Raw genomic sequence first — 22,795 nt, forward strand, 5'->3', positions numbered from 1 at the left:
CGGGGAACGGATCACATCAAAGCGGTGTAGCTCAGTCGGTAGAGCAAGCGGCTCATAATCGCTGTGTCACCGGTTCAAGTCCGGTCACCGCTACACGCAGTAGCCGATTGTGGGGTCGGTCTCCCGATCGGCTACTCTTTCTTGCGTTCATCCGTCCATATCCGTCAAGGAGCACTCACGTGGCTGCCACCGACGTCCGCCCGAAGATCACGCTGGCCTGCGTGGAGTGCAAGGAGCGGAACTACATCACCAAGAAGAACCGGCGTAACGACCCGGACCGTCTTGAGATGAAGAAGCACTGCCCGCGCTGCAACTCGCACACCGCGCACCGCGAAACGCGCTGACACTGGCGCTGTTTTCCTCACAGGCACAGGCACGAGGCCGTCCCCTTCACCGGGGGCGGCCTCGCGTCGTTTCCACAGCGTCGCGCACCACGCACCACGCAACACGCAACACGCAACACGCACGCATCAGGCATTCACCACAGCAGGAGGTACGAGCCATGGCGCTCGATCAGTCCTTCGTCGGGCGGTCCTACCCGCCCACCGATCCGTACGAGGTCGGCCGGGAGAAGATCCGCGAGTTCGCCGAAGCGGTGGGTGACACCAATCCGGCGTACACCGACCCGGAGGCCGCCAAGGCGCTCGGCCACTCCGATGTGATCGCGCCGCCGACCTTTGTGTTCGCCATCACGTTCAAGGCTGCCGGCCAGGTCGTCGCCGACCCGCAACTGGGGCTGGACTACAGCCGCGTGGTGCACGGTGACCAGAAGTTCGCGTACACGCGCCCGGTCCGGGCGGGGGACCGGCTGTCGGTCACCTCGACCATCGAGGGGATCAAGTCCCTCGCGGGCAACGACATCGTGGACATCCGGGGCGAGGTCCACGACGAGTCCGGTGAGCACGTGGTGACCGCCTGGACGAAGCTCGTCTCGCGCGCGGCCGAGGGGAAGTGACACGCATGACAGCGAAGGTTGCGTACGAAGCGGTCGAGGTCGGCACCGAACTGCCGGCCCAGTCCTTCCCGGTGAGCCGCGCCACGCTCGTGCAGTACGCGGGCGCCTCCGGTGACTTCAACCCGATCCACTGGAACGAGAAGTTCGCCAAGGAGGTCGGGCTGCCGGACGTCATCGCGCACGGCATGTTCACCATGGCCGAGGCGATCCGCGTGGTCACAGACTGGGCGGGCGACCCGGCCGCGGTGGTCGAGTACGGCGTCCGGTTCACCAAGCCCGTCGTCGTCCCGAACGACGACAAGGGCGCGCTGATCGAGGTGAGCGCCAAGGTCGCCGCCAAGCTCGACGACAGCCTGGTACGGGTCGACCTGACCGCGACCAGTGCCGGCCAGAAGGTGCTGGGCATGTCCCGCGCCGTGGTCCGGCTCGCCTGAGGCGGTCCGAAGCAGGCAGGGGCGCCCGTCTCGGCGGGCGCCCTTTCGGAGTGGATCTTCTGGCTGAACGTCCCGGTCGGCCTGGCCCTGCTGCCGCTCGCCCGGCTGCGGCTGAAGGAGTCGTACGCCCCGGACGCCCGCCTCGACATCCCCGGCACGATCCTCATCAGCGGCGGACTCTTCGGCATCGTCTACGCCCTGGTCAACGCGCCGAGGGCTGGACCAGCGCCTGCGTCCTCACCGGGCTCATCGTCGGCAGCGCGCTCGTCGGCGGGTTTGTCCACCACGGAATCCGCGCCAAGCGGCCGATGCTCCCCATGCGTCTGTCTTCGCCGCCCGGGGTGGATACGAGTCCGGCCGGGCCTTCACCGACGGCACCGTCCCGGCGCTCTGGATCGGCGCGACAGCCGTGGCCCTCGCGGCCCTGACCGCGCTGCTGATACCCGGCCGCCGCCGGGCGCGGAAGATGGCGGCCGAGGGCGTGCAGGACGCGCAGGATGCGGCGGACCGCGAGCCTGTCGCGGTCTGACCCCGTGCGCCGTACGTACGGTCCGCGGCCCCGCCCGAGCGGTGGAGCCGCGGACCGTACTCTTGTCCCCGTGCAGGAACTCCACGACGCCCCCCTCGCCCCGCTGACCACCTTCCGCCTGGGCGGCCCCGCCACCCGGCTGATCACCGCGACGACCGACGCCGAGGTGATCGCCGCCGTCCGCGAGGCCGATGCGAGCGGCACCCCGCTGCTGATCATCGGCGGCGGCAGCAACCTGGTGATCGGCGACAAGGGATTCGACGGCACCGCGCTGCGTATCGCGACGCAGGGCTTCCACCTCGACGGTACGAAGCTCGAACTGGCGGCCGGCGAGGTCTGGGCCGACGCCGTCGCCCGCACCGTCGAGGCCGGCCTTGCGGGCATCGAGTGCCTGGCCGGCATCCCCGGCTCGGCCGGAGCGACCCCGATCCAGAACGTCGGCGCGTACGGGCAGGAAGTCTCCAGCACGATCACCGAGGTGGTCGCATACGACCGCCGCGCCGACGAGACGGTCACCCTCGCGGGCGCCGAGTGCGACTTCTCGTACCGCCACAGCCGCTTCAAGCAGGACCCCGAACGCTTTGTCGTGCTGCGCGTCCGCTTTCTGCTGGAGGACGCGGGGGGTCTCTCGGCGCCCCTGAAGTACCCGGAGACGGCCCGCGCCCTCGGCGTCGAGGCGGGCGAGCGCGTCGCCGCCGCCACGGCCCGCGAGACGGTGCTGCGGCTGCGGGCCGGCAAGGGCATGGTGCTGGACCCGGAGGACCACGACACCTGGTCGGCGGGGTCGTTCTTCACCAACCCGATCCTGACGGCCGAGGAGTACGCGTCCTTCCTGGCCCGTACGCATGAGCGGCTCGGCCCGGACATCGCGCCGCCCGCGTTCCCGGCGGGGGACGGGCGTACGAAGACGTCCGCGGCCTGGCTGATCGACAAGGCGGGCTTCAGTAAGGGGTACGGCACCGGCCCGGCCCGGATCTCGACCAAGCACACCCTCGCCCTCACCAACCGGGGGGAGGCGACGACGGAGGACCTCCTCGCCCTGGCCCGGGAGGTCGTGGCGGGAGTGCGCGAGGCGTTCGGCGTCACCCTCGTCAACGAGCCGGTGACGGTCGGCGTGCAGCTCTAGCCGGATGGGCCGTCCGGCTCGCTAGTACGCGACGCCCACCGCCTGCTTCAGGGTCGCCGGGTCGTCCGTCATCCTCAGCATCGCGTGCGCCACGTCGGCCCGGCCGATCGAGTTGCCGCCGCGGTCCTGCGCGGAATCTCCGTTGACGACGAGGAACGGCGCTCCGCACCCTGAGCCGGGTGAAGCCGAGGATGACGCCAAGGAGCGGGACCAGCTGCGGCCCGCCTCCCAGGCCCGGACGCTCGTCCAGAAGAGCGTGGTCAAGGGACGGCCCGCGCTGGTCGGCTCGCTTCAGTCGGCCGGGCCGGCCAGCCAGTCGTCGACCCCGTCCAGCAGCTTCGCCTGTACGCCCTCCGGCGCCGCCGAGCCCCGTACGGACTGCCGGGCGAGCTCGGCCAGCTCGGCGTCCGTGAAGCCGTGGTGCCGCCGGGCCAGTTCGTACTGCGCGGCCAGCCGCGAGCCGAACAGCAGCGGGTCGTCCGCGCCGAGCGCCATCGGCACCCCCGCGTCGAACAGCGTGCGCAGCGGCACGTCCTCGGGCTTCTCGTACACACCCAGCGCCACATTCGAGGCCGGGCACACCTCGCAGGTCACCCCACGTTCGGCCAGCTTGCGCAGCAGCCGCGGGTCCTCGGCCGCCCGCACGCCGTGCCCGATGCGCGAGGCGTGCAGGTCGTCGAGGCAGTCCCGTACCGACGCGGGGCCGGTCAGCTCACCGCCGTGCGGCGCCGCCAGCAGCCCGCCCTCCCGCGCGATCGCGAAGGCCCGGTCGAAGTCCCTCGCCATGCCCCGGCGTTCGTCGTTGGACAGGCCGAATCCGACGATGCCGCGGTCCGCGTACCGCACCGCCAGCCGGGCCAGCGTCCGCGCGTCCAGCGGGTGCTTCATCCGGTTCGCCGCGACCAGTACGCGCATCCCGAGGCCGGTCTCCCGCGAGGCGGACTGCACCGCGTCCAGGATGATTTCCAGGGCCGGGATCAGCCCGCCCAGCATCGGCGCGTACGACGTGGGGTCGACCTGGATCTCCAGCCACCCGGCGCCGTCCCGGACGTCCTCCTCGGCGGCCTCGCGCACCAGTCGGCGGATGTCGTCGGGCGAGCGCAGGCAGGACCGGGCGATGTCGTAGAGCCGTTGGAAACGGAACCAGCCCCGCTCGTCGGTGGCCCGCAGCTTGGGCGGCTCGCCGCCGGTGAGTGCGTCGGGCAGGTGTACGCCGTACTTGTCGGCGAGCTCCAGCAGGGTCGTGGGGCGCATCGACCCGGTGAAGTGCAGGTGCAGGTGGGCCTTCGGCAGAAGCGTGAGATCGCGTACGTGCTCCATCAGCCCTCCTGGCCAGGGGCCACCCGCTTTGGCCGGTGGGGGAATCGCATCATTTGCCCTCGGAGCCGCGAAGCGGCGTAGTACGCTCTGGCCCCTGCCCTGGGGCAGCGGTCAGGGCTTGGCCGTCATGAGGCTCTACGGAGCCAAGTGAGAAGCCGCCCCGTTCGCGGGGTGGAGGAGTCACTGGGTGATCCTGCCGCACACGCCAGCCGTTCGGCAGCCTGATTCCCCGATCGTGCCCCTGCTCGAACGCAGCAACGGCCGAACGCAGAAACGGGAAGGTCGGCACCGTAGCCCAGGTGCCGACCTTCCCGTTGCGGGGGTGCCGGATCAGTCGCGGCCCTCGGCCAGCAGCTTCTGGATTCGCGAGACGCCCTCGACCAGGTCCTCGTCGCCCAGCGCGTACGAAAGCCGCAGGTAGCCCGGGGTGCCGAAGGCCTCGCCCGGGACGACCGCCACCTCGACCTCGTCCAGGATCAGCGCGGCCAGCTCGACCGAGCTTTGCGGGCGCTTGCCGCGGATCTCCTTGCCGAGCAGTGCCTTGACCGAGGGGTACGCGTAGAAGGCGCCCTGCGGCTCCGGGCACAGGACTCCGTCGATCTCATTGAGCATCCGCACGATCGTCTTGCGGCGGCGGTCGAAAGCGGAACGCATCTCGGCGACCGCGTCCAGGTCGCCGGAGACCGCGGCCACAGCCGCGACCTGCGCGACGTTGGAGACGTTCGACGTGGCGTGCGACTGCAGGTTGGTCGCGGCCTTCACCACGTCCTTCGGACCGATGATCCACCCCACCCGCCAGCCGGTCATCGCGTACGTCTTCGCGACACCGTTGACCACGATGCACTTGTCCCGCAGCTCGGGCAGGACCGCCGGGAGGGAGACGGCGGACGCGTCGCCGTACACCAGGTGCTCGTAGATCTCGTCCGTCAGTACCCACAGGCCGTGCTCGACGGCCCAGCGGCCGATCGCCTCGGTCTCGGCCTCGGTGTAGACCGCGCCGGTCGGGTTCGACGGGGAGACGAAGAGGACCACCTTGGTCCTCTCCGTACGCGCCGCCTCCAGCTGCTCCACGGACACCCGGTAGCCGGTGGTCTCGTCGGCGACGACCTCGACCGGGACACCGCCCGCGAGGCGGATCGACTCGGGGTAGGTCGTCCAGTACGGCGCCGGGACGATGACCTCGTCGCCCGGGTCCAGGATCGCCGCGAACGCTTCGTAGATGGCCTGCTTGCCGCCGTTGGTGACCAGGATCTGCGAGGGGTCGACCTCGTAACCGGAGTCGCGCAGCGTCTTCGCGGAGATGGCGGCCTTGAGCTCGGGGAGCCCTCCGGCCGGCGTGTAGCGGTGGTACTTCGGGTTGCGGCAGGCCACGATCGCGGCCTCGACGATGTAGTCGGGAGTCGGGAAGTCGGGCTCGCCGGCGCCGAAGCCGATCACGGGGCGCCCGGCGGCCTTGAGGGCCTTGGCCTTGGCGTCCACTGCGAGGGTCGCGGACTCGGAGATCGCGCCGATACGGGCGGAGACCCGGCGCTCGGTGGGAGGAGTTGCAGAGGTCATGCGACCAATCGTCCCAGACCCCGCAGCACCCGGGCACACTGGTTTCAGGGACCGGACAGGAGCTTTCTGTTCGACGCCGCGTCCCGAAGCACGTACACTCACCTGTCGTTGGCCTTCACCGGCCGCCTTCGCTCCCGGGCTTTTCATGCACTCCGTGCACCCGGTCGGATGCGGTAGGTTGGGGAACCACAAAGGGTCGTAGCTCAATTGGTAGAGCACTGGTCTCCAAAACCAGCGGTTGGGGGTTCAAGTCCCTCCGGCCCTGCTACACACTCCTTCGCCAGGATGTGTGCGCGCATGTACGTACTTCAATGCACCGCCGTGCGGCTCAACCGGGCGCGGCACGGCCACGACCCGGATTCAGGTGAGAGACGTGACGGACGCCCTTGGCTCCATCGACATGCCTGACGCCGAGGACGAGACGCCCGAGTCGAAGAAGAAGGCTCGGAAGGGCGGAAAGCGCGGAAAGAAGGGCCCCATCGGCCGTCTCGCGCTCTTCTACCGCCAGATCGTCGCGGAGCTTCGCAAGGTTGTCTGGCCGACGCGCAACCAGCTGACCACGTACACCACTGTGGTGATTGTCTTCGTTGTCATCATGATCGGTCTTGTGACCGTGATTGACTATGGATTCCAGGAAGCCATCAAGTACGTCTTCGGCTGATCGACGCGGAGGGCGGCGCCTTGATAGGTCTGCCGCCCCTTTCGCATGTTCCACCCATATGTAGCCAGGAAGAAGCAGCCACGTGTCTGACCCGAACCTGAACGACGCCTCCGAGTCGGTCGAGTCCGTCGAGGACGAGCTCGACATCGTCGAGGCGGCGGACGCCGACGGTCCCGACCAGGCCGAGGCTGCCGACGCCGCTGCGGGCGAGCCGGCCGAGGAGGCCGCACTGCACGTCGAGGCGGCGGACGACGCCGACGAGACCGACGAGGGCACTGACGACGTCGAGGCCGCCGATGCCGAGGCCGCCGAGGCCGCCGCCGACGCCGAAGAGGCTGAGGAAGAGGCCACCGAGGAGTCCGAGCCGGCCGAGCCCGTCGACCCGGTCGAGGCCCTCCGCCAGGAACTCCGCCTGCTCCCCGGCGAGTGGTACGTCATCCACACGTACGCCGGGTACGAGAAGCGCGTGAAGGCCAACCTGGAGCAGCGTGCCGTCTCGCTGAACGTCGAGGAGTTCATCTACCAGGCCGAAGTGCCCGAGGAAGAGATCGTCCAGATCAAGAACGGCGAGCGCAAGAACGTCCGCCAGAACAAGCTTCCCGGCTACGTCCTGGTCCGCATGGACCTCACCAACGAGTCATGGGGCGTTGTCCGCAACACCCCCGGCGTGACCGGCTTCGTGGGCAACGCGTACGACCCGTACCCGCTGACTCTGGACGAGATCGTCAAGATGCTCGCGCCGGAGGCCGAGGAGAAGGCCGCCAAGGCCGCCGCGGAGGAGGCCGGACTGCCGGCTCCGTCCCGCAAGATGGAGGTCCAGGTACTGGACTTCGAGGTCGGCGACTCGGTCACCGTCACCGACGGCCCGTTCGCGACACTGCAGGCGACCATCAACGAGATCAACGCCGACTCGAAGAAGGTCAAGGGCCTCGTCGAGATCTTCGGCCGCGAGACCCCGGTCGAGCTCAGCTTCGACCAGATCCAGAAGAACTAGTTCCCTCTGGAACATAAGCCTCCGACCAGGTCAGAACGGCTCTCGCAGCCGCTCTGACCTGCTCGGTTTTTAGCCCCGCGCTGATACCCGTTATCGTGGTGCGGTATGCCTCCATCCGGATGACCGGATGGCCGGCTGAAAACTCTCACTAGGACCCGGAGAGAGCAATGCCTCCCAAGAAGAAGAAGGTCACGGGGCTTATCAAGCTCCAGATCAACGCCGGTGCGGCGAACCCGGCCCCGCCGGTCGGCCCCGCGCTCGGCCAGCACGGCGTCAACATCATGGAGTTCTGCAAGGCCTACAACGCCGCGACCGAGTCGCAGCGTGGCATGGTCGTGCCGGTGGAGATCACGGTCTACGAGGACCGTTCCTTCACCTTCATCACCAAGACTCCGCCGGCCGCCAAGCTGATCCTCAAGGCCGCGGGTGTGGACAAGGGCTCGGGCGAGCCGCACAAGACGAAGGTTGCCAAGCTCACCGGCGACCAGGTCCGCGAGATCGCCACGGTCAAGCTGCCCGACCTGAACGCCAACGACCTCGACGCCGCGTCGAAGATCATCGCCGGCACCGCCCGTTCCATGGGCATCACGGTCGAAGGCTGATTCAGCCCCTCCGTTCACCCTCAGTGGTAGGACCAAGCGCTGGTCCGCACCACGACTCCACGCTCAAACACATCAGGAGCAGAAGTGAAGCGCAGCAAGACTTTCCGCGCTGCGGACGCCAAGGTCGACCGGGAGAAGCTGTACGCCCCGCTCGAGGCCGTCCGTCTCGCCAAGGACACCTCCTCGATCAAGTTCGACGGCACCGTCGAGGTCGCCATGCGTCTGGGTGTCGACCCGCGCAAGGCGGACCAGATGGTCCGTGGCACCGTGAACCTTCCGCACGGCACCGGTAAGACCGCCCGGGTCCTGGTCTTCGCGACCGGTGACCGTGCTGCGGCCGCGGAAGCCGCCGGCGCCGACATTGTCGGCTCCGACGAACTGATCGACGAGGTTGCGAAGGGCCGTCTGGACTTCGACGCCGTCGTCGCCACCCCGGACCTCATGGGCAAGGTCGGCCGCCTCGGCCGCGTGCTCGGTCCGCGTGGTCTGATGCCGAACCCGAAGACCGGCACGGTCACCCCGGACGTGGCGAAGGCTGTCACGGACATCAAGGGCGGCAAGATCGAGTTCCGCGTCGACAAGCACTCGAACCTGCACTTCATCATCGGCAAGGTCTCCTTCGACGAGACCAAGCTGGTCGAGAACTACGCCGCGGCGCTGGACGAGATCCTGCGTCTCAAGCCGTCCGCCGCGAAGGGCCGCTACATCAAGAAGGCGACCCTGACCACCACGATGGGCCCCGGCATCCCGCTGGACGCCAACCGCACCCGCAACCTCCTCGTCGAGGAGGACCCGGCCGCCGTCTGATCCTGACGGCAGCCGCGGGTCACGCGTGCTGAAACCGGCCCCCGCACCTCCCCAGGAGGTGCGGGGCCGGTTTATTTACGTGGCGATGTCGCAGGCGGCCGGTAGGGTCACCCGAGGTCGTCGACCAGACCGACAAGCGAACACCCGTGGGGGGAACAGAACATGCGTGTGATGTACCGGAAGGCGGCCGGGGCCGCTCTCGCCGGCGCTCTGCTGTGCGGCACAGCCGCCTGTACGACCGAGAGCAGGCCGGCGGCCGGCAACAAGGCCGGGCAGAAGCCGCTCCAGGTGACACCCGCCGCGGCCGCGGCCGTGAAGCGGGCGGCCGAGAAGAACGAGAAGCTCACCTCGCTCACGTACACGATGAGCGGCAAGGTCCCCGACGGCGGCAGCGTCGAGGCCAGGGCCTCGATGAGCATCAAGCCGCCCGCGATGCAGATGAGCATGCGCGGTGGGACCGCGGGGGAGACCGGTGAGGTGGAGATCCGCCTCGTCGATGGCGCCATGTACATGAACGGCGGCAAGGAAGCCGCGGCGGAGATGGACGGCAAGAGCTGGCTCAAGTTCGACCTGTCCGCGCTCGGCAAGGGCTCCGCCGGGGCCGACCCGCTGGGCGGTCTGTCCGACCAGGCGGACCGGAATCCCGCCCAGGACTCCGCCTCGCTGACCGCCGCCAAGGACCTCAGGAAGGTCGGCGAGGAGACGGTCGACGGCGTACGGACCACGCACTACGCGGGCACCGTCACGATCGCCGCCATGCGCGCGAGCCTGAAGGGCCAGGACGCGGCCACCGAGGAGCGCCGCGAGAAGGGCCTGAAGCAGTACGAGAGCATGGGCGTCGACGCGCTCACGATGGACATGTGGGTCGACGAGAACGACCACACCAAGCAGTTCCGTACGCGGGGCGCGGCGGACAAGGGCCCGCTCGACCTGACGATCAAGTTCCTGGACTACAACAAGCCGGTCACCGTCAAGGCCCCGCCGGCCTCCGAGACCCTTGATCTCGCCGAGATGATGAAGAACGCGTCCGACGGAACCTGAGCCGAATCCGGACCCGATAGCCCGATTTGCTTGACGGCGATCGATTCGCGTACTCTTCCCCAGAAGCCAAAGACCGCTGGTCGTTGCCATGCTCTCGCAAGAGAGTGCGGTGGCCGAAGGTTCCGCCGGGTGCGGACGTCCTGCGCAGGTGACTGTGGATAGTGCTCCCGGATTCCATTCGGTTGAGCTCACGCCCCGTGCACTTGTGCCGGGGCGTTTCGTTTTGCCCGGTCCCTTCTGAGCGGTCCTCATCACCCGGAAGGAGGCCGACGCTCTATGGCAAGGCCCGACAAGGCTGCCGCGGTAGCCGAGCTGACGGACCAGTTCCGCAGCTCGAACGCCGCTGTGCTGACCGAGTACCGGGGTCTCACCGTCGCGCAGCTGAAGCAGCTGCGCCGTTCTCTCGGTGAGAACGCCCAGTACGCCGTGGTGAAGAACACGCTGACCAAGATTGCGGCCAACGAGGCCGGGATCAACTCGCTCGACGACCTGTTCTCGGGTCCGACGGCGGTTGCCTTCGTCACCGGTGACCCGGTGGAGTCGGCGAAGGGTCTTCGTGACTTCGCCAAGGACAACCCCAACCTCATCATCAAGGGCGGTGTCCTTGACGGTAAGGCGCTTACCGCTGATGAGATCAAGAAGCTTGCGGACCTCGAGTCCCGCGAGGTTCTGCTCGCCAAGCTGGCGGGCGCCATGAAGGGCAAGCAGTCCCAGGCTGCCGCGCTCTTCCAGGCGCTCCCGTCGAAGTTCGTCCGCACTGCGGAAGCGCTTCGCGCCAAGAAGGCCGAGCAGGGCGGTGCCGAGTAATTCGGCTCGCGCATTGACCGACGCCGCATAGGGCGCGTTGGTCGCAGCGGGCCTGTACGCCCGCCGACATGTACATCGGCACCTGCCGAATTAGTGGAAGGACGCCAATCATGGCGAAGCTGTCCCAGGACGAGCTGCTCGCGCAGTTCGAGACCCTGACCCTCATCGAGCTCTCCGAGTTCGTGAAGGCGTTCGAGGAGAAGTTCGACGTCACCGCCGCTGCCCCGGTCGCCGTTGCCGCCGCCGGTGGCGCCGGTGCCGTTGCCGCCGAGGCCGTCGAGGAGCAGGACGAGTTCGACGTCATCCTCACCGGCGCCGGCGAGAAGAAGATCCAGGTCATCAAGGTCGTGCGTGAGCTGACCTCGCTGGGTCTGAAGGAGGCCAAGGACCTCGTCGACGGCACTCCGAAGCCGGTCCTCGAGAAGGTCGCCAAGGAGGCCGCTGAGAAGGCCGCCGAGTCCCTCAAGGCCGCTGGCGCGTCCGTCGAGGTCAAGTGACCTTGTAACGGGTCTGCTGACTCGTTCCTGAAGGGCGACCACCCGTACGGGTGGTCGCCCTTCGGCGTTCCCGGACGCCTGCCTTGCTCTTCCCGTCGCGACGAGTAGGGTGATCTTCGATGTCGTGGGGGGCCTTGACGAACCGCACGCAGCGCGCAATTCTCAGGACGCGTCGTCGCACCGATCCAGGATTCGAGGCATGGATCGACGACGAAGAGGGAAGCTCTTTCGCAGGCGTTGAACAACTAGAGGGAAGGCCTGTTGCCGGTCTCCGGAAACTCGGTCTGGACATCAGTGGGCCAAGTGGCTACACTGACCCTTTGCGCTGCCTGTTAGCTGCCTCCTGCCCGTCACCAGGGGCATGCCCACGCTTGAGCATCGACGATTTGAATTCCCTGACCTGGGATTTCCATCGCTGTGCCCGGCGGGGACCGGTACGCGCGTAGTGAGTCCGAGCCCTCGGAAGGACCCCCTCTTGGCCGCCTCGCGCAACGCCTCGACTGCCAATACGAACACCGGCGCCAGCACTGCCCCGCTGCGCATCTCCTTTGCAAAGATCAAGGAGCCCCTCGAGGTTCCGAACCTCCTGGCGCTGCAGACCGAGAGCTTTGACTGGCTGCTCGGCAACGCCGCCTGGAAGGCTCGCGTCGAGTCGGCTCTCGAGAGTGGACAGGACGTCCCCACCAAGTCCGGTCTGGAAGAGATCTTCGAGGAGATCTCGCCGATCGAGGACTTCTCCGGGTCGATGTCGCTGACCTTCCGCGACCACCGTTTCGAGCCCGCGAAGAACTCTGTCGACGAGTGCAAGGAGCGCGACTTCACGTACGCGGCTCCGCTGTTCGTCACCGCCGAATTCACCAACAACGAGACCGGCGAGATCAAGTCCCAGACGGTCTTCATGGGCGACTTCCCGCTCATGACCAACAAGGGCACCTTCGTGATCAACGGCACCGAGCGTGTCGTGGTCTCGCAGCTGGTCCGCTCGCCGGGTGTCTACTTCGACTCCTCCATCGACAAGACGTCCGACAAGGACATCTTCTCCGCCAAGATCATCCCGTCCCGGGGTGCCTGGCTGGAGATGGAGGTCGACAAGCGCGACATGGTCGGTGTCCGCATCGACCGCAAGCGCAAGCAGTCCGTGACCGTACTCCTGAAGGCTCTCGGCTGGACCACCGAGCAGATCCTCGAGGAGTTCGGCGAGTACGAGTCGATGCGCGCCACCCTGGAGAAGGACCACACCCAGGGCCAGGACGACGCGCTGCTCGACATCTACCGCAAGCTGCGTCCGGGCGAGCCGCCGACGCGCGAGGCCGCTCAGACGCTGCTCGAGAACCTCTACTTCAACCCCAAGCGCTACGACCTCGCCAAGGTCGGCCGCTACAAGGTGAACAAGAAGCTCGGCGCCGATGAGCCGCTGGACGCCGGTGTCCTCACCAGCAAGGACATCATCGCCACCATCAAGTACCTGGTCCGGCTGCACGCCGGCGAGGTCGAGACGGCCGGCGAGAGCGGTCGCACGATCGTCGTCGAGACCGACGACATCGACCACTTCGGCAACCGTCGTCTGCGCAACGTCGGCGAGCTCATCCAGAACCAGGTCCGAACGGGTCTGGCTCGTATGGAGCGCGTCGTGCGTGAGCGCATGACCACCCAGGACGTCGAGGCGATCACGCCGCAGACCCTGATCAACATCCGGCCGGTCGTCGCCTCCATCAAGGAGTTCTTCGGCACCAGCCAGCTGTCCCAGTTCATGGACCAGAACAACCCGCTGTCGGGTCTGACCCACAAGCGCCGCCTGTCGGCGCTGGGCCCGGGTGGTCTGTCCCGTGAGCGGGCCGGCTTCGAGGTCCGTGACGTTCACCCGTCGCACTACGGCCGCATGTGTCCGATCGAGACCCCTGAAGGCCCGAACATCGGTCTGATCGGTTCGCTCGCGTCGTACGGCCGTGTCAACGCGTTCGGTTTCGTCGAGACCCCGTACCGCAAGGTCGTCGAAGGTGTCGTCACCGACGACGTCGACTACCTGACCGCCGACGAAGAGGACCGCTTCGTCATCGCGCAGGCCAACGCGACGCTCTCCGAGGACATGCGCTTCGAGGAGTCCCGCGTCCTGGTCCGCCGCCGTGGCGGCGAGATCGACTACATCCCGGGCGACGACGTCGACTACATGGACGTCTCGCCGCGCCAGATGGTGTCGGTCGCGACCGCGATGATCCCGTTCCTCGAGCACGACGACGCCAACCGTGCCCTCATGGGCGCGAACATGATGCGCCAGGCCGTTCCGCTCATCAAGGCGGAGGCCCCGCTGGTCGGCACCGGCATGGAGTACCGCTGTGCGGTCGACGCCGGTGACGTCATCAAGGCGGAGAAGGACGGTGTGATCCAGGAGGTTTCGGCCGACTACGTCACCGTCGCCAACGACGACGGCACGTACACCACGTACCGCGTCGCGAAGTTCTCCCGCTCCAACCAGGGCACCTCGGTCAACCAGAAGGTCATCGTCAACGAGGGCGACCGGGTCGTCGAGAGCCAGGTTCTCGCCGACGGTCCGGCCACCGAGCACGGCGAGATGGCGCTCGGCAAGAACCTCCTCGTGGCGTTCATGCCGTGGGAGGGCCACAACTACGAGGACGCCATCATCCTCAGCCAGCGTCTGGTGCAGGACGACGTCCTCTCCTCGATCCACATCGAGGAGCACGAGGTCGACGCCCGTGACACCAAGCTCGGCCCCGAGGAGATCACCCGGGACATCCCGAACGTCTCCGAGGAGGTCCTCGCCGACCTCGACGAGCGCGGCATCATCCGTATCGGTGCCGAGGTCGTCGCCGGCGACATCCTGGTCGGCAAGGTCACGCCCAAGGGTGAGACCGAGCTGACCCCGGAGGAGCGCCTGCTCCGCGCGATCTTCGGTGAGAAGGCCCGTGAGGTCCGTGACACCTCGCTGAAGGTCCCGCACGGCGAGACCGGCAAGATCATCGGCGTCCGCGTCTTCGACCGCGAAGAGGGCGACGAGCTGCCGCCGGGCGTGAACCAGCTGGTCCGCGTCTACGTCGCGCAGAAGCGCAAGATCACCGATGGTGACAAGCTCGCCGGCCGTCACGGCAACAAGGGCGTCATCTCCAAGATCCTGCCGATCGAGGACATGCCGTTCCTGGAGGACGGCACCCCGGTCGACATCATCCTCAACCCGCTGGGTGTCCCGTCCCGAATGAACCCGGGACAGGTCCTGGAGATCCACCTCGGCTGGCTCGCCAGCCGCGGCTGGGACGTCTCCGGTCTCGGCGAGGAGTGGGCGCAGCGTCTGCAGGCCATCGGCGCCGACGACGTCCAGCCCGGCACCAACGTCGCCACCCCGGTGTTCGACGGGGCCCGTGAGGACGAGCTCGCCGGGCTCTTCGAGCACACCGTTCCGAACCGAGACGGCGACCGTCTGGTCCTCCCGTCCGGCAAGGCCCGGCTGTTCGACGGCCGCTCCGGTGAGCCGTTCCCGGACCCGATCTCGATCGGGTACATGTACATCCTCAAGCTCCACCACCTGGTCGACGACAAGCTCCACGCCCGTTCGACCGGCCCGTACTCCATGATCACCCAGCAGCCGCTGGGTGGTAAGGCTCAGTTCGGTGGCCAGCGCTTCGGTGAGATGGAGGTGTGGGCGCTCGAGGCATACGGCGCCGCTTACGCCCTCCAGGAGCTGCTGACCATCAAGTCCGACGACGTCACCGGCCGCGTGAAGGTCTACGAGGCCATCGTCAAGGGCGAGAACATCCCCGAGCCCGGCATTCCTGAGTCCTTCAAGGTGCTCATCAAGGAAATGCAGTCGCTCTGCCTCAACGTGGAGGTGCTGTCCTCGGACGGTATGTCCATCGAAATGCGCGACACGGACGAGGACGTCTTCCGCGCCGCGGAGGAGCTCGGTATCGACCTGTCCCGGCGCGAGCCGAGCAGCGTCGAAGAGGTCTGACGGGTTGGCCGGGGAGCCGTAAAGGCTCCCCGGTGATCCCCGGGCCCGTTCAGACCATGATTGAGACTCGACCCCGAAAGAGGGATTGACGCACAGTGCTCGACGTCAACTTCTTCGACGAGCTGCGGATCGGCCTTGCCACCGCGGACGACATCCGGACCTGGTCGCACGGCGAAGTGAAGAAGCCGGAGACCATCAACTACCGTACGCTCAAGCCCGAGAAGGACGGACTCTTCTGCGAGAAGATCTTCGGTCCGACCCGGGACTGGGAGTGCTACTGCGGCAAGTACAAGCGTGTCCGCTTCAAGGGCATCATCTGTGAGCGCTGTGGCGTCGAGGTCACTCGCGCCAAGGTGCGCCGTGAGCGGATGGGCCACATTGAGCTGGCCGCTCCCGTCACGCACATCTGGTACTTCAAGGGCGTCCCGTCCCGCCTGGGCTACCTGCTCGACCTGGCGCCGAAGGACCTCGAGAAGGTCATCTACTTCGCCGCGTACATGATCACGTTCGTGGACGAGGAGCGCCGCACGCGTGACCTGCCGTCGCTGGAGGCCCACGTCTCCGTAGAGCGTCAGCAGGTCGAGAACCGCCGCGACGCCGACCTCGAGGCCCGCGCCAAGAAGCTCGAGACCGACCTGGCCGAGCTCGAGGCCGAGGGTGCCAAGGCCGACGTGCGCCGCAAGGTGCGCGAGGGTGCCGAGCGTGAGATGAAGCAGCTGCGCGACCGTGCGCAGCGCGAGATCGACCGTCTCGACGAGGTGTGGAACCGCTTCAAGAACCTCAAGGTCCAGGACCTCGAGGGCGACGAGCTGCTCTACCGCGAGCTGCGCGACCGCTTCGGCACGTACTTCGACGGTTCGATGGGTGCCGCGGCGCTGCAGAAGCGCCTGGAGTCCTTCGACCTCGAGGAGGAGGCCGAGCGCCTCCGCGAGATCATCCGTACCGGCAAGGGCCAGAAGAAGACCCGTGCGCTCAAGCGCCTCAAGGTCGTCTCCGCGTTCCTGCAGACCAGCAACAGCCCCAAGGGCATGGTGCTGGACTGCGTGCCGGTCATCCCGCCGGACCTGCGTCCGATGGTGCAGCTGGACGGTGGCCGCTTCGCGACCTCCGACCTGAACGACCTGTACCGCCGCGTGATCAACCGCAACAACCGTCTGAAGCGTCTGCTCGACCTCGGTGCCCCCGAGATCATCGTGAACAACGAGAAGCGGATGCTCCAGGAGGCGGTCGACGCCCTCTTCGACAACGGCCGTCGTGGTCGCCCGGTCACGGGCCCCGGCAACCGTCCGCTGAAGTCCCTCAGCGACATGCTGAAGGGCAAGCAGGGCCGATTCCGTCAGAACCTGCTCGGCAAGCGTGTGGACTACTCCGCGCGTTCCGTGATCGTCGTCGGTCCGCAGCTGAAGCTGCACCAGTGCGGTCTGCCGAAGGCGATGGCGCTTGAGCTCTTCAAGCCGTTCGTGATGAAGCGCCTGGTCGACCTGAACCACGCGCAGAACATCAAGTCGGCGAAGCGCATGGTCGAGCGCGGCCGCACGGTCGTGTACGACGTGCTCGAAGAGGTCATCGCCGAGCACCCGGTGCTGCTGAACCGTGCGCCCACGCTGCACCGACTCGGCATCCAGGCCTTCGAGCCGCAGCTGGTCGAGGGCAAGGCCATCCAGATCCACCCGCTCGTCTGCACCGCGTTCAACGCGGACTTCGACGGTGACCAGATGGCCGTCCACCTGCCGCTCTCCGCGGAGGCTCAGGCCGAGGCCCGCATCCTGATGCTGTCCTCGAACAACATCCTCAAGCCGGCCGACGGCCGTCCGGTCACCATGCCCACCCAGGACATGGTGCTCGGCCTCTTCTTCCTCACCACGGACGAGGAGGAGCGCGAGGTCAAGGGCGAGGGCCGGTCCTTCGGCTCCAGCGCCGAGGCGATCATGGCCTTCGACAACCGGGAGCTCTCGCTCCAGGCGAAGGTCGACATCCGCTTCCCGGTGGGCACCATCCCGCCGCGTGGCTGGGTGCCGCCGGTCGCCGAGGAGGGCGAGCAGGAGTTCCAGCAGGGCGACAGCTTCCGTCTGCGTACGACCCTGGGCCGCGCGCTGTTCAACGAGCTGCTGCCCGAGGACTACCCGTTCGTCGACTACTCGGTGGGCAAGAAGCAGCTCTCCGAGATCGTCAACGACCTGGCGGAGCGCTACCCCAAGGTCATCGTGGCGGCGACGCTCGACAACCTGAAGGCGGCCGGCTTCCACTGGGCGACCCGTTCGGGCGTCACCGTGGCCATCTCCGACGTCGTCGTGCCCGAGGCCAAGAAGGCCATCGTCGCGGGCTACGAGGCGCAGGACGAGAAGGTCCAGAAGCAGTACGAGCGCGGTCTGATCACCAAGGACGAGCGCACGCAGGAACTCATCGCGATCTGGACCAAGGCGACCAACGAGGTTGCCGAGGCGATGAACGCGAACTTCCCCAAGACGAACCCCATCTTCATGATGGTTGACTCGGGTGCCCGAGGAAACATGATGCAGATGCGGCAGATCGCCGGTATGCGTGGTCTGGTGTCGAACGCGAAGAACGAGACCATCCCGCGGCCCATCAAGGCGTCGTTCCGTGAGGGTCTCTCCGTGCTGGAGTACTTCATCTCCACCCACGGTGCCCGTAAGGGTCTCGCCGACACCGCCCTGCGTACCGCCGACTCGGGTTACCTGACCCGTCGTCTGGTGGACGTCTCGCAGGACGTGATCATCCGCGAGGAGGACTGTGGCACCGAGCGCGGTCTGAAGCTGAAGATCGCGGTCAAGGGCGAGGACGGCATCCTCCGCAAGACGGACGACGTCGAGACGTCCGTGTACGCCCGCATGCTGGCCGAGGACGTCGTCATCGACGGCAAGGTCATCGCGCCGGCCAATGTCGACCTGGGCGACGTCCTGATCGACGCCCTCGTCGCCAACGGCGTCGAGGAGGTCAAGACCCGCTCGGTCCTGACCTGTGAGTCCGCGGTCGGCACCTGTGCCTTCTGCTACGGACGCTCGCTGGCCACCGGCAAGCTGGTCGACATCGGTGAGGCGGTCGGCATCATCGCCGCCCAGTCCATCGGTGAGCCCGGTACCCAGCTGACGATGCGCACCTTCCACACCGGTGGTGTGGCCGGTGACGACATCACCCAGGGTCTGCCCCGTGTCGTCGAGCTCTTCGAGGCTCGTACGCCCAAGGGTGTCGCCCCGATCTCGGAGGCGGTCGGCCGCGTCCGTATCGAGGAGACCGAGAAGACCAAGAAGCTCGTCATCACCCCCGACGACGGCAGCGACGAGACGGCGTTCCCGATCTCCAAGCGTGCCCGTCTGCTGGTGGGCGAGGGCGACCACGTCGAGGTGGGCCAGAGGCTCACCGTGGGTGCCACCAACCCGCACGACGTGCTGCGAATCCTCGGTCAGCGCGCGGTCCAGGTCCACCTGGTCGGCGAGGTCCAGAAGGTCTACAACTCGCAGGGTGTGTCGATTCACGACAAGCACATCGAGATCATCATCCGGCAGATGCTGCGCCGTGTGACGATCATCGAGTCCGGCGACGCGGAGCTGCTGCCGGGCGAGCTCGTGGAGCGCGGCCGCTTCGAGGGTGAGAACCGTCGTGTGGTCACGGAAGGCGGCCACCCGGCCTCCGGCCGTCCGCAGCTGATGGGTATCACCAAGGCCTCGCTGGCGACCGAGTCGTGGCTGTCGGCGGCGTCCTTCCAGGAGACGACCAGGGTTCTGACCGACGCGGCGATCAACGCCAAGTCGGACTCCCTGATCGGCCTCAAGGAGAACGTCATCATCGGTAAGCTCATCCCGGCCGGTACGGGCCTTGCCCGCTACCGCAACATCCGGGTCGAGCCCACCGAGGAGGCGAAGGCCGCGATGTACTCGGCCGTCGGCTACGACGACATCGACTACTCGCCCTTCGGCACCGGCTCCGGCCAGGCTGTCCCGCTGGAGGACTACGACTACGGCCCCTACAACGGCTGACGGAGTCGGCCCAGACCGGCACAGCACGGCTGACCGTCGTGCTGCTGTACCGCAGGGCGGCCATCCCTTCCGAGGGGTGGCCGCCCTGCGGCGTTGGCGCGCGGATTCGCGCCTGCGGGCTTACCATGCGCGTGGTCTGTCCTGCGCGTGGGCATTTGTTTTGACCGCAGCCGATGCTATAGGTACGCTCTGACCTTGTGCCTGGGGTGTGCCCTGGGCTCCCGTGCGTGCCTTTAGACCGTATGGGGAGCCCAGGAAGAACCACACCGCAATCTGCGCTTATCCGCCTTGGGCGGGGGTCTGCAGTATTCGACACACCCGACCGCGTGGGTCGGTGACGTTCCAGGTTAGTTTCACTACGGCACACAGAAACCGGAGAAGTAGTGCCTACGATCCAGCAGCTGGTCCGGAAGGGCCGGCAGGACAAGGTCGAGAAGAACAAGACGCCCGCGCTCGAGGGTTCGCCCCAGCGCCGCGGCGTCTGCACGCGTGTGTTCACGACCACCCCGAAGAAGCCGAACTCGGCGCTCCGCAAGGTCGCGCGTGTGCGTCTGACCTCCGGTATCGAGGTCACGGCCTACATCCCGGGTGAGGGACACAACCTGCAGGAGCACTCCATCGTGCTCGTGCGTGGTGGCCGTGTGAAGGACCTGCCGGGTGTTCGCTACAAGATCATCCGCGGCTCGCTCGACACCCAGGGTGTCAAGAACCGCAAGCAGGCCCGCAGCCGCTACGGCGCCAAGAAGGAGAAGTAAGAATGCCTCGTAAGGGCCCCGCCCCGAAGCGCCCGGTCATCATCGACCCGGTCTACAACTCTCCTCTTGTCACGTCGCTGATCAACAAGCTTCTGCTTGACGGCAAGCGTTCCACCGCCGAGCGGATCGTCTACGGCGCCATGGAGGGCCTCCGCGAGAAGACCGGCGCTGACCCGGTCATCACGCTGAAGCGTGCCCTCGAGAACGTCAAGCCGTCTCTCGAGGTCAAGTCCCGCCGCGTCGGTGGCGCCACCTACCAGGTGCCGATCGAGGTCAAGCCCGGTCGCGCCGCCACCCTCGCGCTCCGCTGGGTCGTGGGTTACTCCCGCGCCCGCCGCGAGAAGACCATGACCGAACGCCTCATGAACGAGCTGCTCGACGCCTCCAACGGCCTCGGCGCTGCCGTCAAGAAGCGCGAGGACACCCACAAGATGGCCGAGTCCAACAAGGCCTTCGCGCACTACCGCTGGTAGTCGCTACCCACATCGAGACCGAGAGAAGATTGAGCCTTATGGCCACCACTTCGCTTGACCTGGCCAAGGTCCGCAACATCGGGATCATGGCCCACATCGACGCGGGCAAGACGACCACCACTGAGCGGATCCTCTTCTACACCGGTGTGAGCTACAAGATCGGTGAAGTCCACGACGGCGCTGCCACGATGGACTGGATGGAGCAGGAGCAGGAGCGCGGCATCACGATCACGTCCGCCGCGACGACCTGTCACTGGCCGCTCAACGATGTTGACCACACCATCAACATCATCGACACGCCGGGTCACGTCGACTTCACCGTCGAGGTGGAGCGTTCGCTCCGCGTCCTCGACGGCGCCGTCACCGTGTTCGACGGTGTCGCGGGCGTCGAGCCGCAGTCCGAGACTGTCTGGCGTCAGGCGGACCGCTACGGCGTGCCGCGTATCTGCTTCGTCAACAAGCTCGACCGCACCGGCGCCGAGTTCCACCGCTGCGTCGACATGATCGTCGACCGCCTCGGTGCGGTGCCGCTGGTCATGCAGCTGCCGATCGGTGCAGAGGCGGACTTCAAGGGCGTGGTCGACCTCGTCCAGATGAAGGCGCTCGTCTGGTCCGTCGAGGCCGCCAAGGGCGAGATGTACGACGTCGTCGACATCCCGGCCACGCACACCGAGGCGGCCGAGGAGTGGCGCGGCAAGCTGCTCGAGGCCGTCTCCGAGAACGACGACCAGATGATGGAGCTGTACCTCGAGGGCCAGGAGCCCACCGAGGAGCAGCTGATCGCGGCCATCCGCCGCATCACCCTCGCCTCCAAGGGCGGCAAGGACTCCGTCACCGTCACCCCCGTGTTCTGCGGTACCGCGTTCAAGAACAAGGGCGTCCAGCCCCTGCTCGACGCGGTCGTGCGCTACCTGCCGTCTCCCCTGGACGTCGAGGCCATCGAGGGCCACGACGTCAAGGACGCGGAGACGGTCGTCAAGCGCAAGCCGTCGGACGACGAGCCGTTCTCGGGCCTCGCGTTCAAGATCATGAGCGACCCGCACCTCGGCAAGCTCACCTTCGTCCGGGTTTACTCGGGCCGCCTCGAGGCCGGCAGCTCCGTGCTGAACTCGGTCAAGGGCAAGAGGGAGCGCATCGGCAAGATCTACCGCATGCACGCGAACAAGCGTGAGGAGATCGCCTCGGTGGGCGCCGGCGACATCATCGCCGTCATGGGCCTGAAGCAGACCACCACCGGTGAGACGCTGTGCGACGAGAAGCTGCCCGTCATCCTGGAGTCCATGGACTTCCCGGCGCCGGTCATCCAGGTCGCCATCGAGCCCAAGTCCAAGGGTGACCAGGAGAAGCTGGGTGTCGCCATCCAGCGTCTCTCGGAGGAGGACCCCTCCTTCCAGGTTCACTCGGACGAGGAGACCGGCCAGACCATCATCGGTGGTATGGGCGAGCTTCACCTCGAGGTGCTTGTCGACCGCATGAAGCGCGAGTTCCGCGTCGAGGCGAACGTCGGCAAGCCGCAGGTCGCGTACCGCGAGACGATCCGCAAGACCGTCGAGCGTATCGACTACACGCACAAGAAGCAGACCGGTGGCACCGGTCAGTTCGCGAAGGTGCAGATCGCGCTGGAGCCCCTCGAGGGTGGCGACGCGTCCTACGAGTTCGTGAACAAGGTCACCGGTGGCCGTATCCCGCGGGAGTACATCCCCTCGGTGGACGCCGGTGCGCAGGAGGCCATGCAGTTCGGCATCCTGGCCGGCTACGAGATGGTGGGCGTCCGCGTCACCCTTCTCGACGGTGGCTACCACGAGGTCGACTCCTCGGAGCTCGCCTTCAAGATCGCCGGTTCGCAGGCGTTCAAGGAGGGTGCCCGCAAGGCGTCCCCCGTACTTCTTGAGCCGATGATGGCCGTCGAGGTCACCACGCCCGAGGACTACATGGGCGATGTCATCGGCGACCTAAACTCCCGCCGTGGCCAGATCCAGGCCATGGAGGAGCGCAGCGGTGCCCGGGTCGTCAAGGGCCTGGTTCCGCTGTCGGAGATGTTCGGCTACGTCGGCGACCTCCGCAGCAAGACCTCGGGTCGCGCAAGCTACTCGATGCAGTTCGACTCCTACGCCGAGGTTCCCCGGAACGTCGCCGAGGAGATCATCGCGAAGGCCAAGGGCGAGTAACTCTTCCGAGTACACGCTTTAGGCTTGTCACCGGATTCTCCGTGGCATCCACGCAACCGCGACGGATGCCCCGGGGGCCGGCATCCCAGCAAAGATCACCTGGCGCCGATGAG

18 protein-coding genes, 2 tRNA genes and 2 pseudogenes are annotated in these 22,795 nt (G+C 67.1%); 19 read left to right on the plus strand and 3 right to left on the minus strand.

Annotated elements, in window-relative coordinates; all coding sequences use genetic code 11:
- The first annotated feature begins 20 nt into the window (after positions 1–20).
- The 6 genes and pseudogenes from NLX86_RS17545 to NLX86_RS17570 all read left to right on the plus strand — a co-directional run bounded on the left by NLX86_RS17545 (position 21) and on the right by NLX86_RS17570 (position 3,044).
- Positions 21–93, plus strand: a tRNA-Met gene (locus NLX86_RS17545).
- An 86-nt stretch (positions 94–179) separates the two neighbouring features.
- A complete protein-coding gene (rpmG, locus tag NLX86_RS17550) occupies positions 180–344 on the plus strand; it encodes a 50S ribosomal protein L33 (protein ID WP_006604855.1) in 165 nt (54 codons plus the stop codon).
- Between the two features lie 158 nt (positions 345–502).
- A complete protein-coding gene (locus NLX86_RS17555; protein WP_254372658.1) occupies positions 503–955 on the plus strand; it encodes a MaoC family dehydratase N-terminal domain-containing protein in 453 nt (150 codons plus the stop codon).
- 5 nt (positions 956–960) lie between these two features.
- Entirely contained in the window at positions 961–1,389 is a 429-nt protein-coding gene (locus NLX86_RS17560; RefSeq protein ID WP_254372659.1) for a MaoC family dehydratase, read from the plus strand.
- Between the two features lie 51 nt (positions 1,390–1,440).
- Positions 1,441–1,715, plus strand: a pseudogene (locus NLX86_RS35080) (MFS transporter); the annotation flags it as partial.
- Between the two features lie 171 nt (positions 1,716–1,886).
- Positions 1,887–3,044, plus strand: coding sequence for a UDP-N-acetylmuramate dehydrogenase (locus tag NLX86_RS17570; RefSeq protein ID WP_254372660.1), 1,158 nt, complete (start codon positions 1,887–1,889; stop codon positions 3,042–3,044).
- 21 nt (positions 3,045–3,065) lie between these two features.
- On the opposite strand, the pseudogene NLX86_RS17575 reads toward NLX86_RS17570, so the two are convergent.
- The 3 genes and pseudogenes from NLX86_RS17575 to NLX86_RS17585 all read right to left on the minus strand — a co-directional run.
- A pseudogene (locus NLX86_RS17575) lies at positions 3,066–3,167 on the minus strand (epimerase); the annotation flags it as partial.
- A gap of 168 nt (positions 3,168–3,335) precedes the next feature.
- Positions 3,336–4,364 carry an adenosine deaminase gene (locus tag NLX86_RS17580; RefSeq protein ID WP_254372661.1) on the minus strand — a complete coding sequence of 343 codons (1,029 nt, stop codon included), beginning with the start codon at positions 4,362–4,364 and terminating at the stop codon, positions 3,336–3,338.
- Between the two features lie 330 nt (positions 4,365–4,694).
- Positions 4,695–5,921 (minus strand): pyridoxal phosphate-dependent aminotransferase, encoded by a 1,227-nt coding sequence (locus NLX86_RS17585; RefSeq protein WP_254372662.1) that lies wholly within the window; start codon positions 5,919–5,921, stop codon positions 4,695–4,697.
- Positions 5,922–6,113: 192 nt separating this feature from the next.
- On the opposite strand from NLX86_RS17585, the gene NLX86_RS17590 reads away from it, so the two are divergent.
- From NLX86_RS17590 to fusA, 13 genes are all read left to right on the plus strand, one after another.
- A tRNA-Trp gene (locus NLX86_RS17590) sits at positions 6,114–6,186 on the plus strand.
- 108 nt (positions 6,187–6,294) lie between these two features.
- Positions 6,295–6,582 (plus strand): preprotein translocase subunit SecE, encoded by a 288-nt coding sequence (secE, locus tag NLX86_RS17595; protein ID WP_254372663.1) that lies wholly within the window; start codon positions 6,295–6,297, stop codon positions 6,580–6,582.
- Between the two features lie 82 nt (positions 6,583–6,664).
- A complete protein-coding gene (nusG, locus tag NLX86_RS17600) occupies positions 6,665–7,576 on the plus strand; it encodes a transcription termination/antitermination protein NusG (RefSeq protein WP_254372664.1) in 912 nt (303 codons plus the stop codon).
- Positions 7,577–7,743: 167 nt separating this feature from the next.
- Positions 7,744–8,178 (plus strand): 50S ribosomal protein L11, encoded by a 435-nt coding sequence (gene rplK / locus NLX86_RS17605; protein ID WP_254372665.1) that lies wholly within the window; start codon positions 7,744–7,746, stop codon positions 8,176–8,178.
- 84 nt (positions 8,179–8,262) lie between these two features.
- Positions 8,263–8,985, plus strand: coding sequence for a 50S ribosomal protein L1 (rplA, locus tag NLX86_RS17610; RefSeq protein WP_254372666.1), 723 nt, complete (start codon positions 8,263–8,265; stop codon positions 8,983–8,985).
- A gap of 162 nt (positions 8,986–9,147) precedes the next feature.
- A complete protein-coding gene (locus NLX86_RS17615; protein WP_254372667.1) occupies positions 9,148–10,026 on the plus strand; it encodes a DUF1396 domain-containing protein in 879 nt (292 codons plus the stop codon).
- 276 nt (positions 10,027–10,302) lie between these two features.
- Entirely contained in the window at positions 10,303–10,833 is a 531-nt protein-coding gene (gene rplJ / locus NLX86_RS17620; protein ID WP_254372668.1) for a 50S ribosomal protein L10, read from the plus strand.
- 110 nt (positions 10,834–10,943) lie between these two features.
- A complete protein-coding gene (rplL, locus tag NLX86_RS17625; RefSeq protein ID WP_254372669.1) occupies positions 10,944–11,330 on the plus strand; it encodes a 50S ribosomal protein L7/L12 in 387 nt (128 codons plus the stop codon).
- Between the two features lie 475 nt (positions 11,331–11,805).
- Positions 11,806–15,291, plus strand: coding sequence for a DNA-directed RNA polymerase subunit beta (gene rpoB / locus NLX86_RS17630; protein ID WP_254372670.1), 3,486 nt, complete (start codon positions 11,806–11,808; stop codon positions 15,289–15,291).
- A 95-nt stretch (positions 15,292–15,386) separates the two neighbouring features.
- Positions 15,387–19,286 (plus strand): DNA-directed RNA polymerase subunit beta', encoded by a 3,900-nt coding sequence (locus NLX86_RS17635; RefSeq protein ID WP_254372671.1) that lies wholly within the window; start codon positions 15,387–15,389, stop codon positions 19,284–19,286.
- A gap of 383 nt (positions 19,287–19,669) precedes the next feature.
- Positions 19,670–20,041, plus strand: a complete 372-nt coding sequence (gene rpsL, locus NLX86_RS17640) for a 30S ribosomal protein S12 (protein ID WP_003948652.1) — start codon at positions 19,670–19,672, stop codon at positions 20,039–20,041.
- Between the two features lie 2 nt (positions 20,042–20,043).
- Positions 20,044–20,514, plus strand: coding sequence for a 30S ribosomal protein S7 (gene rpsG, locus NLX86_RS17645; protein ID WP_254372672.1), 471 nt, complete (start codon positions 20,044–20,046; stop codon positions 20,512–20,514).
- A 38-nt stretch (positions 20,515–20,552) separates the two neighbouring features.
- Complete coding sequence (gene fusA / locus NLX86_RS17650; protein WP_254372673.1) at positions 20,553–22,682, plus strand: elongation factor G; 2,130 nt, start codon at positions 20,553–20,555, stop codon at positions 22,680–22,682.
- The last annotated feature ends 113 nt before the right edge of the window (positions 22,683–22,795 follow it).

Source organism: Streptomyces sp. A3M-1-3 (assembly GCF_024213665.1).
GTDB lineage: Bacteria > Actinomycetota > Actinomycetes > Streptomycetales > Streptomycetaceae > Streptomyces.